Source organism: Lentzea sp. NPDC051838, from assembly GCF_040681245.1.
Classification (GTDB): domain Bacteria; phylum Actinomycetota; class Actinomycetes; order Mycobacteriales; family Pseudonocardiaceae; genus Lentzea.
Genome location: NZ_JBFAYI010000020.1, coordinates 109,871 through 122,824 on the forward strand (window position 1 = coordinate 109,871; position 12,954 = coordinate 122,824).

The 12,954-nt window shown below is 68.2% G+C and carries 13 protein-coding genes and 1 tRNA gene; 5 read left to right on the top strand and 9 right to left on the bottom strand.

Features of this window, described 5'->3' with window-relative positions:
• Nucleotides 1–54: 54 nt before the first annotated feature.
• Nucleotides 55–1,017 (top strand): lysyl oxidase family protein, encoded by a 963-nt coding sequence (locus AB0M24_RS32850; protein ID WP_363776839.1) that lies wholly within the window; start codon nt 55–57, stop codon nt 1,015–1,017.
• Nucleotides 1,017–2,165 (top strand): helix-turn-helix domain-containing protein, encoded by a 1,149-nt coding sequence (locus AB0M24_RS32855; protein ID WP_363776843.1) that lies wholly within the window; start codon nt 1,017–1,019, stop codon nt 2,163–2,165. The genes AB0M24_RS32850 and AB0M24_RS32855 overlap by 1 nt, the downstream gene beginning before the upstream one ends.
• On the opposite strand, the gene AB0M24_RS32860 is transcribed toward AB0M24_RS32855, so the two are convergent.
• The 3 genes from AB0M24_RS32860 to AB0M24_RS32870 form a co-directional block, all read right to left on the bottom strand.
• Nucleotides 2,119–2,961: an SGNH/GDSL hydrolase family protein gene (locus AB0M24_RS32860; RefSeq protein WP_363776846.1), complete on the bottom strand. Its 843-nt coding sequence runs from the start codon at nt 2,959–2,961 to the stop codon at nt 2,119–2,121. The genes AB0M24_RS32855 and AB0M24_RS32860 overlap by 47 nt on opposite strands.
• Before the next feature lie 65 nt (nt 2,962–3,026).
• Nucleotides 3,027–3,896: an alpha/beta fold hydrolase gene (locus tag AB0M24_RS32865; RefSeq protein WP_363776849.1), complete on the bottom strand. Its 870-nt coding sequence runs from the start codon at nt 3,894–3,896 to the stop codon at nt 3,027–3,029.
• Nucleotides 3,893–4,714, bottom strand: coding sequence for an SGNH/GDSL hydrolase family protein (locus tag AB0M24_RS32870; RefSeq protein WP_363776852.1), 822 nt, complete (start codon nt 4,712–4,714; stop codon nt 3,893–3,895). The genes AB0M24_RS32865 and AB0M24_RS32870 overlap by 4 nt, the downstream gene beginning before the upstream one ends.
• A 116-nt stretch (nt 4,715–4,830) precedes the next feature.
• Here AB0M24_RS32870 and AB0M24_RS32875 point away from each other — a divergent pair, with 116 nt between their 5' ends.
• From AB0M24_RS32875 to AB0M24_RS32885, 3 genes are read left to right on the top strand one after another with little or no spacing between them, the layout of a single operon-like run.
• Nucleotides 4,831–5,571 (top strand): inositol monophosphatase, encoded by a 741-nt coding sequence (locus AB0M24_RS32875; RefSeq protein WP_363776855.1) that lies wholly within the window; start codon nt 4,831–4,833, stop codon nt 5,569–5,571.
• The gene (locus tag AB0M24_RS32880; RefSeq protein WP_363776858.1) at nt 5,568–6,245 is read left to right on the top strand and encodes an SDR family oxidoreductase; all 678 of its coding nucleotides are present in this window, start codon (nt 5,568–5,570) and stop codon (nt 6,243–6,245) included. The genes AB0M24_RS32875 and AB0M24_RS32880 overlap by 4 nt, the downstream gene beginning before the upstream one ends.
• Before the next feature lie 54 nt (nt 6,246–6,299).
• Nucleotides 6,300–7,778, top strand: a complete 1,479-nt coding sequence (locus AB0M24_RS32885) for a hypothetical protein (protein WP_363776861.1) — start codon at nt 6,300–6,302, stop codon at nt 7,776–7,778.
• On the opposite strand, the gene AB0M24_RS32890 is transcribed toward AB0M24_RS32885, so the two are convergent.
• The 6 genes from AB0M24_RS32890 to AB0M24_RS32915 all read right to left on the bottom strand — a co-directional run bounded on the left by AB0M24_RS32890 (nt 7,732) and on the right by AB0M24_RS32915 (nt 12,934).
• Entirely contained in the window at nt 7,732–8,463 is a 732-nt protein-coding gene (locus AB0M24_RS32890) for an SDR family NAD(P)-dependent oxidoreductase (protein WP_363776864.1), read from the bottom strand. The genes AB0M24_RS32885 and AB0M24_RS32890 overlap by 47 nt on opposite strands.
• Nucleotides 8,464–8,483: 20 nt before the next feature.
• Nucleotides 8,484–9,566: a DUF3578 domain-containing protein gene (locus tag AB0M24_RS32895; protein WP_363776866.1), complete on the bottom strand. Its 1,083-nt coding sequence runs from the start codon at nt 9,564–9,566 to the stop codon at nt 8,484–8,486.
• Between the two features lie 411 nt (nt 9,567–9,977).
• A tRNA-Leu gene (locus tag AB0M24_RS32900) sits at nt 9,978–10,054 on the bottom strand.
• A 118-nt stretch (nt 10,055–10,172) separates the two neighbouring features.
• Nucleotides 10,173–11,279 carry a hypothetical protein gene (locus AB0M24_RS32905; protein ID WP_363776869.1) on the bottom strand — a complete coding sequence of 369 codons (1,107 nt, stop codon included), beginning with the start codon at nt 11,277–11,279 and terminating at the stop codon, nt 10,173–10,175.
• Nucleotides 11,276–11,398 carry a hypothetical protein gene (locus AB0M24_RS32910; RefSeq protein ID WP_269083663.1) on the bottom strand — a complete coding sequence of 41 codons (123 nt, stop codon included), beginning with the start codon at nt 11,396–11,398 and terminating at the stop codon, nt 11,276–11,278. The genes AB0M24_RS32905 and AB0M24_RS32910 overlap by 4 nt, the downstream gene beginning before the upstream one ends.
• 210 nt (nt 11,399–11,608) lie before the next feature.
• Nucleotides 11,609–12,934, bottom strand: coding sequence for an NAD(P)/FAD-dependent oxidoreductase (locus AB0M24_RS32915; RefSeq protein ID WP_363776873.1), 1,326 nt, complete (start codon nt 12,932–12,934; stop codon nt 11,609–11,611).
• Nucleotides 12,935–12,954: the final 20 nt, after the last annotated feature.

Genomic DNA, 12,954 nt, shown 5'->3' on the forward strand with positions numbered 1-12,954 from the left:
GGTGAGTCACGGCTTCGGGTGCCACGGAAACCGTTGCAGCGCAACTAGTGTGCGATGGTGTTCAAGAGACCCATTGCGGTGATCATCGCTGCGGTCACTGCTTCCGCGCTCACCGCTTCCTCCCACGCCGCCACCCAGCTGCTGCCGGACCTGAAACAGGCTCCGGTGGGGTGTTCCGGCGGCTACGACGGCGATCCGAGCAGGTGCGATGCCTGGGACGTCTGCATGGTCACCGATACTTCGAACCCCGGCGGCGACTGCGTCGACGAGGGCGACATCAGAGCCGTGCGCCTGAGGTTCACCACATCGGTGGACAACGTCGGCGACGGGCCGTTCCTCGTGCACGCCCATCGCGACAGCACGCGCCAGGACCGAATGGCGGTCCGGCAGGCGATCCAGTCCGAAGTGGACGGACCGATCCCGATGACGTTCGGCGAGGCGCAGCACCCTACCCCCACCTGGTCCTACTACGAGCCGGCCGCCGCCCACGAGCACTGGCACCTGATGGGCTTCGAGTACTTCCAGCTGCGCACACCGGCCGGCGACACGGTCGTGACGGACCGCAAGAACGGCTTCTGCCTGGGAGACCGCTACACCAGCGCACACGCGTCGGCCCTGCCCAACCGGCCGAAGAGCGACAGCCCCGCCGGTGCGCTCGCCCGTGAGCTCAACGGCCACAAGTGCCAGCACCACAACCCGGAAGCGCTCGACGTGTTCTTCGGGATCTCGGTCGGCAAGGGCGACGACTACAAGTACCACGTCGAGTTCCAGTGGCTCGACATCACGCGGGTCGCGTCCGGGACCTACGACGTCGTGACGGTCGCGAACCCGGACCGCGTGCTGCTGGAGAAGAACTACGACAACAACGCGTCGTCGATGGCGATCTCGGTGCAGTGGCCGAACGGTGCCTCGCGCGCACCGGCCCGGATCACCAAGCCGCCGGTGGTGAAGCTGCTGCGCGGCTGTCCCGGCAAGATCCGCTGCGCCGAGGGGCTCGGACACCGCAGAATCGGCTGATGTCCTATGTGATCGGTGGCCGCCCGTTGGCCGAGCGGCTCGTCGCGGAGATGCCCGACTTCGTGCGGCGGGTGCTGCACGAGCTGATCGAGCGCGTGCCCGCCTACGGGCAGCTGCCCGCCGAGGAGCTGTCCGGGGACATCTCCCGCGTGATCGAGGGAACGTTGCGCGCGTTCGCGGAGGTGCTGCGCACGCGCGAGCTGCCGTCCCCGGACGAGTTGCGGTTCCTGCGGGAGTCGGCGGCGCGTCGAGCGGAGGAGGGCGTGCCGATCGACGTCGTGCTCACGGCCTATCACGTGGGCATCCAGGTGGTCTGGGACGTTCTCGTGCCCGAGGCGCGTCCGGAGGAGGTCGGCGAGGTGCTGGCCCTGAACGCGCTGGCGATGCGCTACCTCCAGGTGGTGACGCCCGTGGTCAGCGCGGGATATCTCGACGAGCGGCAGACGATGTTCGACGACGAACGCTCGGCGCGGCAGACGCTGCTGACCGGTTTGCTCGCTGGAACCGTTGAGGGGCCAGGACCTTACGTCGTCCTGGCGCTGCACGTGCCGCCGCACCCGGACGAGCTGCTGCCCGGCGTGGACGCTTCCGTTGCGGGGCGCCGGAAACTGCGGCGGTTGCGGACGGAGCTGGAACGGCACAGCAGGGAGCCGGTGCTGTCGTCGCTCGGCGTGGACGGCGGCCTGGCGTTGCTGCCCGGCGAGGATCTCCCGCTCGACCGGATCGTCGCGGACGTGACCCGAGCCGCCGGAGTGCCGTTGACGGTGGCGGCGGTCGCGGCCCCTCCCTCCGGGGTCGCGACCGCCGCCGGGTTGGCGCGCGAGGTGCTGCTCGTCGCGCTGCGGTCAGGTCCTGGCCTGTACCGGCTGGCCGACGTGCTGCTGGAGTACCAGCTGTCCCGACCCAGCGCGGCTCTCGAACCGCTGGCCGCGATCGTGGCGCCGTTGACCGAGGAGCTCGCCGGCACGCTGGAGGTCTACCTCCGGCGCGGGTCGCGGCGCCCGGCCGCCACCGAGCTGCACGTGCATCCGAACACGGTGGACTACCGGTTGCGCCGGGTCGCCGAGCTGACCGGACTCGATCCCACGCGGATCGAGCACGTCACGCTCCTGTCCGCAGCCCTTGCAGCGCAGCGCGCCCGACCGTGAGACCGAACGCCTTCATCCCGGCCGCGTTGGGGTGCAACGGCGCGGCGATCGTCGTCGGAATCAGGCCTTCCAGGTAACGCTCGCTCGGTGCCGCACAGGCGTCGTGCCCGACGCTGACCGCCGCCAGGTCCACATAGGCCGCACCGCGCTTGGTCGCCTCGGCCTTCGCCGTGGCGCTGAGCAGGTTCACCGAGCCCTGGATGTAGTCGGCGTCACGGCCCCAGATCGGCTGGACCGGGTGGCAGCCGCCGGGGCGGATGTAGGTGCCGTAGCCGGTGACCAGGATCTTGGCGTTCGGTGCGCGGCGCTTGACCTCGTCGAGGGCGGCACCGAACTCCGGCGCCCACTTCGCGATGTCCGCGGCGACCTTGTCACCACCCGCCGTGAGCCGGTCCTTGCAGGAGACGCCGAACGGCTCCGGGAAGAGGTTGAGGCAGCTCAACGCGGTCTGCACCAGCCCGACGTCGTTGCCGCCGATGGTGATCGAGACGAGGTCGGTCGTCTTCTTCAACGCGTCGTACTGCGGTGCGACGAACCCGAACTGGCGGCCACCGAAGTCGTCGGTGGTCGCGCCGGAGCAGGTCACGTCCACGAGTCTCGCGCCGAGGAACTTGGCGGCGACCTGCGGGTAGTTGCGGTCGCTGCGCAGGCACCACAGAGCGGGGTCCTGGTTCGGGATCAGCGGGCCCGCCGCGGCCGAGTCGCCCAGGGCCACGTACTCGATGGTGCTCGCCTGCGCTGTGGTTGTGCCGGCGACCAGCACAGTGATCATCGCCAACCCGGCCAAGATCCGCATTCCGAACCTCCAACATCATCGTCAGGTCAGGTTTCATCGTCGTGGCTGAGGTCGAAACGGGCCCGTCAACCGCCGATCAACGGCCAGACGGTCCGCGAGCAGTCAGGTGCTCGCGCGTTCTGCGGATCGAGCGCGTTGAGCACCTCCCGCAGTGCCACGTGGTCGAACGCGAGCGCCAGGTGGTCGGCGAAGTCGTTGGCGCACAGGTCCTGCAGCACCACGTTGCGGCCGCCGTCGAGGAACTGCGACCGGTACGGCGTGACGATGCCGTCGTAGCGGGTGGTGATCGTCGTGTACTGCACACCCGGCACGACGTCGGGCGTCGCGTTCATCCGGTTCATGAACGGCGAACCGCGCAGTTGTTGCAGGGCAGCGGGATCCGTCGCGCTGATGGCACCTTCCAGCGCGGGGAAGATCTGCAGCAGCGACCAGATCCACCGGTCCACGCCCAGCGCGTCCGAGCCGTGGCTGGTGGGCGCGAGGCCGACCACGTCGTGCACCTTCGCCGCCCCACCGAGGAACTTCACGTAGTACTGGGCGAGCAGGCCGCCCTGCGAGTGCCCGACCAGGTCCACTTCGGACGATCCGGTCGCCATGCGCACCCGTTCGACGAACTCCGCCAGCTCCTCGCCGGACTCCTCGATCGGCCCGGTACCGCCGACCTGGCCGAACTGCAGACCGCCGTAGTTGAGCGCGAAGACGCAGAAGCCGTTGTTCTTCAGCAGGGGTGACAGAGCGTTCCAGTTGAGCGCCATGTTCACGTGTGTGCCGTGCAGCAGCACTACTGGCCTCTTGGTCGAACGGCACGTCCACTCGTTCGCACCGGGTGGCGCGGCGCCGGGGTGTGCGATCGTCGTCGCGACCGCCGGGATCGAGTGGTAGGTGACCGGCAGCGGGGCGAAGGTCAGCCCGACCGCGACGAGCAAGGCGATCACTTCGCGGCCTTGGCGACCGCCGTGCCGAACGCCCGCATCCCCGCCGCGTTCGGGTGCAGCGGCGCGGCGATCGTCGTCGGGACCAGGCCTTCCAGGTACCGGTCGGCCGGTGCGGCGCAGATGTCGTGGCCGACGGTCACCACGCCGAAGTCCACGAACGCGGCACCGCGCTTGGTCGCCTCGGACTTCGCGGCGGCGCTGATCCGGTTCATGACGCTCTGCAGGTAGTCGCCGTCGCGACCCCACACGGGCTGGACGGGGTAGCAGCCACCGGGCCTGATGTAGGTGCCGTATCCGGTGATCACGAGTTTCGCGTTCGGCGAGCGCTTCTTGATCGCGTCGAGGGCCGCGCCGAGCTCCGGTGCCCACGCGTCGACCGCCTTGGCGAGCTGGTCACCGCCTGTCGTGTAGCGGTCGTGACAGGAGATACCCACGGGTTCGGGCAGGAGGTTGATGCAGCTCAACGCCGTCTGGAACAGGCCGACGTCGTTGGCGCCGATCGTGAGCGACACGAGGTCCGTGGACGGCTTGAGCGCGGCGAGCTGCGGCGTCACGAACCCGAACTGACGGCCGGCGAGGTGATCGGTCTCGGCGCCGGAGCAGGTGGCATCGGTGAGCTGCGCGCCCAGGATCTCCGCCGCGACCTGCGGGTAGTCGTGGTCGCTGCGCAGGCACCACAGGGCAGGATCCTGGTTCGGAATCAACGGGCCGGCCGCCGCCGAGTCGCCCAGCGCTACGTACTCGATGGTGTCCGCCTGCGCTGTGGTTGTTCCCGCGACCAATGCCGCCACGAACGCCAACCCGGCCACGATCCGCATCCCGAACCTCCAACGTCATCGTCAGGTCAGCTCATCGTGGTGGCTCTGGTCACTGAAGCGGGTGGGACGTTGCCCAGAGTCAGCCGGTCGTGTTTGTGACCGATCACAATGGAGCAGTGACTCCTGGGGAACTCCTCTCGTTGGCCACGCAAACCTGCCTGGACGCCGCCAAGCTGCTGCACGAGGCTCACGTCTCAGTCGCCTCGAAAGGCGCGTACGACCAGGTCAGCTCAGCTGATCTGGAGGTGGAGACGTACCTGCGGTCCGCCTTGACGTCGGGTGTGCCGGGCTCGGCGGTCGTCGGGGAGGAGCTCGGGTCGGCTTCCGCTTCTGTCACGTGGTTCGTCGACCCGATCGACGGCACGCGGAACTTCGTGCGCGGCATCCCGTTGGCGTGCATCTCGGTGGCGGCGGCTGTGGACGGTCAGCTGGTGGCGGGGTGCGTGCTGGACCCGTTCCGCGACGAGCTGTTCACGGCGGCCGTCGGTGTGCCGTTCTCGGTGCGGTCCACGGGTCTCGTCGTTGCGCCTGGAGAGAGTCCGCGGCCGCTCGTGCTGACCGACATCCCGTTGCCCGGCAGCCCTTACTCCGGCGAGATGGAGCTGCTGTCGTCGCTGATGGAGGTCGCGGACGTGCGGCGGGTGTACGTGACCGCGCTGTCGCTGGCCTGGGTCGCGGCCGGGCGGGCGGACGCGGCGGCGAACCTCGGCATCCACCCGTGGGACGTGGCGGCGGGCTCGGTGCTCGTGCGCGCGGCGGGCGGGGAGTTTTGGCCTGTCGGCGCGGACGGGTTCGTGGCCGGTCGTGGTGAGATCGTTGGCTGGCTTCGCTCACAGTTGGAGGGCATCGTCTCGTGATCGATCTCAGCGGCAGGGTCGTGCTGGTCACCGGGGCCGGCGGTGGTCTGGGTGCGGGTATAGCTCTCCGGTTCGAGGACGCGGGCGCGCTGGTCGTTCGCCATCGCGGACTGGCCGACGGTGACCTGCGCACTGACGCGGAGCGCGTGGTCCGCGAAGCTTTCGAGGTGCACGGCCACCTGGACGCCGTCGTCAACAACGCGGGTGTGCAGCCCGTGGAACCGTTGCCGGACATGACCGTCGCGCAATGGCAGTCCGTTGTGGACACGAACCTGACGGGCCCGTTCGCCGTCACCCAGGCTGCCGTGCGTTGTGGGGTCGGCTCGATCACGCACATCGCGTCGATCGAGGGCTCGCACCCGGCCCCCGGCCACGCCCACTACGCCGCGTCGAAGGCGGCGCTGATCATGCACGCGCGGGCGGCCGCGGTGGAGTACGGCCCTTCCGGCATCCGCGTCAACACGGTCTCGCCGGGCCTGATCGCCCGCCCGGGCATCGAGTCGCAGTGGCCGGAAGGCGTGGCGCGATGGGAGGCGGCGGCGCCGTTGACGCGTCTGGGTTCGCCGGAGGACATCGGCAACGCGTGCGTCTTCCTGGCCTCAGAACTGGCTTCCTGGATCACGGGCCACGACCTGGTCGTCGACGGCGGCGTGACGGCTCGCCCGACCTGGTAGCACGAAGGGCTGATCCGGCACGCGCTCGCGCCGATCACGATCCACTATTCGAGCATGTTCGTTGGTGGTACAGGCACTGCCCTCACGAAGTTCCGTGCTAGACCCGAGGAAGCCCACGCGCTGATGTGCGGTGTGCTCAAACGGGCGCGCGCACAGGGTTTCCTGACGCGGCGACTGGGCCGCGGCGTACATCTGTGCGACGCGGACGCCGCGTTGCTGATGCTGACGCTCGCCCCACCGGCCGACCCGCGCACCGAGCCTCGCGACACGTACCTGTTGAGCGGAACGGTGACCGGCGGCATGCCGAGCGAGCTGACCCGAACGTTGCTCTCGCTCGTCGAGGACATCGGCTTCACCCCGCTGGAGACGTCGGAGCTACGGGCGGGCATGCCGTTGCTCTCCAACCTCACGACCAGGCTCGACGGGGTGGCGCTGGTGATCGTGGGCCACCTGATGACCGACCTGGTCGTGCAGGCCGAGAAGGCGCTGGAGCTGGGCGCCTCGGCGATCACCGTGCTGTGCAAGGACTACCCGTACCAGCTGCGCCGCCGCGTCTCGGCACACCTGCGTTCGTCCGGCGTCACCGTCGCGCCCATCTCGGTCGAGGCAATGCGATCGCACTTGTCCACAGTGGACCACCCGACCGTCGTGATCGACGACGGCGGCTACGTGCTGCCGTCCCTGCTCACCGAAGCCCCGCACCTGCTGTCGTCGGTGCGCGGCGTCGTGGAGCAGACGATGTCGGGCATCTACCGCCTGGAACCGTTCTCCAGCCTGCCGGTCCCGGTGTTCTCGGTGGCCGAGTCGCGGATGAAGGGCACGATCGAGTCGTACTGGGTGGCCGACACCGCCGTCCGCGCCGTGCGGGACCTGATCCCGGACGAACCGCTGGAAGGCCGCCCAGCCCTCGTCATCGGCTTCGGCAACGTGGGCGAACGCCTGGCCTCGGTCCTGCGCTCGCTCCGAATGCGCGTGGCGGTGCACGACCTGGACGTCCTGCGCCGGCTCAGCGCGAGCGAACAGGGCTACACCACGTCCGGCGACCTGTCCGTGCTGCTGCGCGACCACGGGCCGTTGCTCATCTTCGGCACAACAGGCCGTGGTTCCCTGCACGACGAACACTTCGGCCTGCTACCACCGGGCGCGCACCTGGCCAGCGTCTCCAGCCGCGACGTCGAGTTCGACCTCCCAGCCCTGGCAGGCCAGGCCCGCCGCGTGGACGACCTGGCCGTCGTGGGCACCCGCTACCACCTGCGCCAGGGCCCGGTGACAGTCCTCGCCGACGGCTTCCCGGTGAACTTCCACCACCGCGAAAGCATGTCGAACCGCCACTCGGACCTCACCATGTCCGCCTTGCTGGTCGGCGCGAGCGCGCTGGCCCAACCCGGCCACGACTTCACGCCCGGCCACAACGTCGCCAGGTCCAACGCCGTGCTCGCCTCCAGCGGCCTCGCCGAGGCCTTCTACTCACTCGGCGTCCCCGCCCCTACTGTGCCAAGTAGCCGCCGTCCACCGGCAAGATCGCGCCGGTGATGAACGAAGCCTGATCCGAAGCCAGGAACGCGATGGCCCTGGCCACCTCCACGGGCTCGCCGAGCCGCTTCATGGGGTGCATGGCCGCCATGCCGTCGACGTAGGCCTTGCCCTCGTCAGTCGTTTCGAGGTCCTTCACGACAGCCGTGCGGATCGTGCCGGGCGCGACAGCGTTGACCCGAATTCCCTTGTGCGCCCACTCGACGGCGAGGTGCTTGGTGAGCCCTGTGGCCACGAACTTGGCCGGCCCGTAGATCGCCTGCTTCGGCTGCCCCGCCACCCCGGAGATCGACGACAGGGTGACGATCGAGCCGCCGGTGTCCTGCATGGCCTCGATCGCGTACTTGCAGGTGAGGAACATGCCCCTGCCGTCCACGGCCATGACGTGGTCCCAGTCGTCCCCGGTCGCCTCCGTGACGGTCATCAACGGAATGACGCCCGCGTTGGCCACCAACACGTCGATGCGTCCCTGCTGGTCGACCGCGGCCTGGATCATGGCCTTCGCGTCCTCGTCCTTGGCCACGTCGCCGACGACCTTCGTGACGCCTTCGAGGGTGTCGAGGCCTGCTTCGTCGATGTCCGTGGCGATGACCGCGGCGCCCAGGTCGACGAACAGTTCGGCGGTGGCTCGGCCGATCCCGCTGGCGGCGCCGGTGACGACACAGGTCTTGCCCGAGAGAGTCATGATCGGCAACCTAGCGACCCTCACTCCCCCACGAGATATCGAAAGCTCAGCGGGGTGAGGTTCGCCGGCGCTATCAGCCACGGGTGGATGGCTTTCAGCTTGCCGCCCGACGCCGACGGCGGGGTGGCGGCGCGGTCGAGCACGATGCTGCTGACGATCAACAGCATGTTGTCGGGGTACTTCTGCAGGTGAAGATCGACCTCGTTCTTCGTCAAGATGATCTCGGAAGCACTCGTCCACATTCCCGTGGTGCCCTTGACCTCGACGTAAAGGTGTTCCTCGCCCCCTCGAGCGTCGAGGTCGTACGACTCGGTGGCACCGACGTCGGCGACCTCGTACCCCTGCTCGACGAGGTACTCCGTCGCCACCGCGACAGCCCGCCGTTCGATGGCCGTGCGTTCCGCCGCGTTGAGCAGAAAACCCTGGCCTCGCCGCGACTTCCCGGCCGACCGATCGGCCGCGACCACCGCGTCGGCGACCTCGGGCGCCATGTCGTCGGGGAGCTCGTAGAGGTAACCGAGAACCGAAGCGAGAAAGATCAGGTCGTTGCGCAGCACGTCGTCGGAAGGCATCGCGTCCACCGGGTACTCGAACGCCACGACGGTCCCCGCCTCGTAAGCCCGCCCGAGTTTCGTGTTGGTCGCCTCGAGGCTGATCACGTCGACCAGGTCGGGGCGCTCACGCAGTCGGTCGGCCAGCACAGCTCGTGCTCGCTCCGAACGCTCCCGCAGACCCTGCAGCGGTCGAGGCTTGAACTCGCGTCCTCTCTGCTCGCTGCTGCCCTGCATCAACGACAGGTAGACCCGATCGCCCCGAGCCTGGAACAGGTAGACGACGTACCACCCCTTGGTCGCCTCCGGCGAGCGAGCGTCCGAGTACACCCGCACCCACGGAATGACGCTCTTGTTCCCAGCGCCGTCGCTCGCCTTCACCTTCCAGTCGTCCATCTCGACCGGCGCGTGCGTCCTGAGCGCGGGCAACTGCTCGTCCAGCCATCCCGCCACACCATTGCGAAGCAGGTCGCCGCGCCGCTGCATGGCAGGCGTGTTCTCCGCACTCCGCTCGGGCTGGAGCCGCAGAACGCCACGCAGATGCTCACGCATGGGTGAAGAACCACCGCCATTCACACGATCCGTAGTCACAAGATCGTGTGTAACCCATTCAGGCGTTACCCATCAGGGAGTTGCCAACTACAGCGGGAACTTGACGGGACGGCCGAGATGCTCGTGACGAAGGCCACACCGTTCGACACGCCGGAGCCGGACAAACCGACCACGGGACCCAGCGGACCAGAACGCCCGGCCGAGCACGACCGATGGGGCTCTGACCTGCTGCTACGACATCCGTTCAAGATCACCCGGCTCGGCGTCCACCTGAACGATGACCATGATCAACTTCCGGTTACTCTCCGGCTCCCCTCGCGGCACCGTTCGGAGGTAGCGGACACGGCCGAACGGGCGGCCGCGACCACGAGGGAGAAGAGCAAAATGCCTGTTCAGGCACCGGAATGCAGATGGTGCCCCCGACGGGATTCGAACCCGTACTGTGATCCTTTTAAGGGACCTGCCTCTACCGATTGGGCTACGGGGGCGCGGTGAGCCTAGGCCTTGATCGTCGGCTTGTGTGAGCGGATGGTCTTTTCTCGCCCGCACGGCCCAGCGAATTGGACTAGAGCGACCATTCGGGTAAGCATCGAACGGACCCGAACATCAGCGGGCCCTCCCCGCTCCGAGCAGTTCCTTGAACCTCAACGCGACCCAGTCGTGCACGGCCGCGGAGACCGAGTTGTCGCCGGCGCGGTGTTCGAACCAGCGCCAGTCGCAGTTGACGTTGATCTCCAGGAAGACGTAGTCCGAGGCGCCGGTGACCAGCAGGTCGAACGCCGCGACCTGGACGCGCCAGTGGCGGGCGAGGGCCAGAAGCCGGTCTGACAAAGAAGAAGGGACCGAAGTCGGCGTCACGCGCACGGCGTCGGGATCGACCCAGAGCTGGGCCGGGTCGAGCTTGTCGACCTGGAAGGCGATGCAGCGCTCCCCCACCACGAACACGCGCAGCTCGGTGTCGGACGGCACGTACTCCTGAACGATCACCGGCGCGGGCTCAGGGGCGTCGGACGCGCGTGAGGTCTCCAGAGGGCGCGGGAACAGGCCGTGCTGCACGCCCGGACGTGGCTCCAAAAGGTGCCTGCCCGCGGTCTTGACGATGCAACGGCCGCCGCCGGGACGCGTACGGCCCGGACGTGTCGTCACGGCCGTGCGGGGCACACGCAGACCGAAGGCGGACGCGTCGGAAAGCTGCGTCAGGCGGTCCAGATGCGTCGAGAAGCGTGAGGGGTTCACGTGTGCCCAGTCGGAGCGGGACGACAGCCAGTTGGCCACTGAGGCCCACTGGTCGACCGCGTAGGCGCCGGCCAGGGTGCCGGGCTCGACGGGGACGGCGGAGAGCTCGAAGTGGCGGCGCCACACCAGCAGAGGGCGCAGCAGCCAGCGGTCGAGTTCGATCAGAGGCTGGTCCGTGTAGACGGACAGCGGGAGGTCCACGCAGCGGTCGGCGTCGATGCGCGCCATGCGGATGCCGCGCTCGGCCAGGGCGATGGAGAGCTCGTTCATCTCCATGTCTGCGGCGCGCGCCAGTACGAGCACACAGGGTTGGGGGTTGCCGTCGCCCTCGTCGACCATGCCGAGGCGGTGCACCTGTTCCTGGAAGTCCAGGCATTTGGGCGGAGAGCGGAAGAGGTAGTCCTGGCCCTGGAGCAGAAGGGGTCTGGCAGCCTCGGACGGGGCACCTGGCACCCGCCCGTCAGCTGACCTGCTCAATCGTCCTTCTTGCTGCGGAAACTCTGCCCCGCCTGCGCGTACTCTGCGGCGTACTGCGCCAACGCGGGGTCCTCGATCTCGCCACGACGAAGCTGTGCGGCCAGCTCCTCGAGAGACATCGGGATCACCTCTCTCCCCACATGAGCGCATCACGCATTCAGGTGATGCACCAGCCGTAGTCTCTGGTTCACGTAACGCAATGTCAAGGAGAGTACCGGAGCTTTACTCCGTTTGGGCGCTCAAGTTCCGCCTCTGGACCAGCGAAATGCCCCGAACGAGATAACGCTCGGGGCATCTCACTACTCACAGAGAGTGAACGTCGTACCCGATCAGCTCTGCACCGCGCGGTCGAAGTCCGACTTCGGGTCGTTGATCTGACCCAGGGCGACGATCTCGCGGCCGTAGAACAGCGCCTGCGTCCAGTCCATCAGCACGCGGAGCTTGCGGTTCACGGTCGGCATGAACGCCACGTGGTAGCTGCGGTGCATGAACCACGCCGGCACGCCCTTGAAGCGCAGGCCGAACACGTCCGCCACGCCCTTGTAGAGGCCGAGGCCCGCGACCGAGCCGAGGTACTTGTGGAAGTAGTCCTTCGGCTTCTGGCCGCGCAGCGACGCGACGATGTTCTTCGACAGCAGCTTCGACTGACGGATGGCGTGCTGCGCGTTCGGCACGCACGTCGCCGTCGGGTCCTCCTCGATGCGCGAGAGGTCCGGCACCGCGGAGCAGTCACCGGCGGCCCACACGCCGTCGAGGCCCTGGACCTGCATGGCGGCGGTGCACCGGACGCGGCCGCGCTCGTCGAGCGGGAGGTCCGTGTTGCGCAGCACCGGGTTCGCCTTCATGCCGGCGGTCCAGATGATCGTGTCGGAGTCGAACTCGGTGCCGTCGTCGAGAACGACGTGGCCGCCCTCCAAGGACTTCACGCGGGTGTCGAGGTAGATCTTCATGCCGCGCTTCTCGAGCGCCTCGACGGTCCACGCGCCGAGCTTGGCGGACACCTCGGGCATGATCCGGCCGGCGGCCTCGACCAGGACCCAGTTCATCTCTTCGGGCTTGATGCCCTCGTAGTACCGAAGCGCATACCGCGTCATGTCCTCGAGCTCGGCGAGCGTCTCGATGCCCGCGAAGCCGCCACCGATCACGACGAAGCTGAGCAGCTTCTTGCGCAGGTCCGCGTTGTTCGTGCTCGCGGCCTGGTCCAGGCGCGACAGCACGTGGTTGCGGACGTAGATCGCCTCGCCGATCGTCTTCATGCCGATGCCGACCTCGGCCAGGCCGGGGATCGGAAGCGTGCGGGAGATCGCACCCAGCGCGGAGACGAGCACGTCGTACTCGATCTCCTCGACGTGGCCGTCCGACAGCTCGGCGGTCACGATCTTGCGCGCGTGCTCGATCTTGGTGACGCGGCCCGTGACGACGTGGCAGCGCTTGAGCACCTTGCGCAGGGGGGCGACGACGTGGCGCGGCTCGATGGAGCCGGCCGCCGCCTCAGGCAGGAAGGGCTGGTAGGTCATGTGCGGCTGCGGGTCGATGACGGTGACGGAGGCCTCACCGGAGCGCAGCTTCTTCTGCAGTCCGAGAGCCGTGTACATACCGACGTACCCACCGCCCACAATGACGATTCGCGTGGGTTGCGACTTCACAGCAGCCATACACATATGGTCGCACCAGG

Coding starts and splice junctions, on each gene's coding strand:
- AB0M24_RS32850 (WP_363776839.1), top strand. CDS start 55: ATGGTGTTCAAGAGACCCATTGCGGTGATCATCGCTGCGGTCACTGCT.
- AB0M24_RS32855 (WP_363776843.1), top strand. CDS start 1,017: ATGTCCTATGTGATCGGTGGCCGCCCGTTGGCCGAGCGGCTCGTCGCG.
- AB0M24_RS32860 (WP_363776846.1), bottom strand. CDS start 2,961: ATGCGGATCTTGGCCGGGTTGGCGATGATCACTGTGCTGGTCGCCGGC.
- AB0M24_RS32870 (WP_363776852.1), bottom strand. CDS start 4,714: ATGCGGATCGTGGCCGGGTTGGCGTTCGTGGCGGCATTGGTCGCGGGA.
- AB0M24_RS32885 (WP_363776861.1), top strand. CDS start 6,300: ATGTTCGTTGGTGGTACAGGCACTGCCCTCACGAAGTTCCGTGCTAGA.
- AB0M24_RS32890 (WP_363776864.1), bottom strand. CDS start 8,463: ATGACTCTCTCGGGCAAGACCTGTGTCGTCACCGGCGCCGCCAGCGGG.
- AB0M24_RS32895 (WP_363776866.1), bottom strand. CDS start 9,566: ATGCGTGAGCATCTGCGTGGCGTTCTGCGGCTCCAGCCCGAGCGGAGT.
- AB0M24_RS32910 (WP_269083663.1), bottom strand. CDS start 11,398: ATGTCTCTCGAGGAGCTGGCCGCACAGCTTCGTCGTGGCGAGATCGAG.
- AB0M24_RS32915 (WP_363776873.1), bottom strand. CDS start 12,934: ATGGCTGCTGTGAAGTCGCAACCCACGCGAATCGTCATTGTGGGCGGT.